Raw genomic sequence first — 773 nt, forward strand, 5'->3', positions numbered from 1 at the left:
ATCGCGAAGGAGCATTCGGGCGCGTACGGGATGGGCGTCGACTACGCGTACACGATGGTCCACAAGGCGCCGCAGCGCACCGCGACGCCGCACGAGTCGATTCCGCCCGTTCCGGCGAAGTAAGCGCGGACGGCCTGCAACGGCTGATGCTGTGCGGCGGGTTCGATGCGAACGTGCCGCATGGGCGCCATGGCCGCGGGCGACGGACGTGAAAGAAACACGAATGCCGCCCGCGGCATGCCGTTCGGAACGCCGCGCCTGCATTTGAATTTGTCCGGGAGATTTATCGCATGGAACCTTATCTGGTTTCCCTTGGTGCGGGCCTGCTGATCGGTGTGATTTACAGCGCCATCAAGGTTCGCTCTCCCGCACCGCCGCTGATTGCGCTGGTCGGGTTGCTCGGCATGCTGATCGGCGTGCAAGCCTTACCCACCGTGAAACAGCTGTTTGGCTTCTGATCAACAAGAGGTGATGCACATGACCGCAACCGTGACCCAGCCGGATCTGATCCTGCATAACGGACGATTCACGACGCTCGACCGCGCGAACCCCGTCGCCACGGCCGTCGCGATTGCCGCCGGCCGCTTCGTCGCCGTCGGCAGCGACGCGGACGTCATGCCGCTCGCGGGCCGCGCGACGAAGACGATCGATCTCGGCGGCCGCGGCGTGCTGCCGGGCCTGATCGACAACCACTGCCACGTGATTCGCGGCGGCCTGAACTACAACATGGAACTGCGCTGGGACGGCGTGCCGTCGCTCGCGGTCGCGATGGA

2 protein-coding genes and 1 pseudogene are annotated in these 773 nt (G+C 65.3%); all 3 read left to right on the forward strand.

What is annotated here, in order from left to right; genetic code table 11:
- Window positions 1–123, forward strand: a pseudogene (locus tag WT24_RS02980) (hydrolase); the annotation flags it as partial.
- Between the two features lie 167 nt (window positions 124–290).
- Complete coding sequence (locus WT24_RS02985) at window positions 291–458, forward strand: DUF1427 family protein (RefSeq protein ID WP_014725963.1); 168 nt, start codon at window positions 291–293, stop codon at window positions 456–458.
- Window positions 459–477: 19 nt separating this feature from the next.
- On the forward strand, window positions 478–773 hold a 296-nt coding region (locus tag WT24_RS02990; protein ID WP_156441737.1), incomplete at its 3' end, for an amidohydrolase family protein.

It is taken from the genome of Burkholderia sp. MSMB1078WGS, from assembly GCF_001528895.1.
Lineage (GTDB): Bacteria > Pseudomonadota > Gammaproteobacteria > Burkholderiales > Burkholderiaceae > Burkholderia.

What these genes read in the sequence shown, in the direction of transcription:
- WT24_RS02985 (WP_014725963.1), top strand. Translation starts at nt 291, where the DNA reads ATGGAACCTTATCTGGTTTCCCTTGGTGCGGGCCTGCTGATCGGTGTG.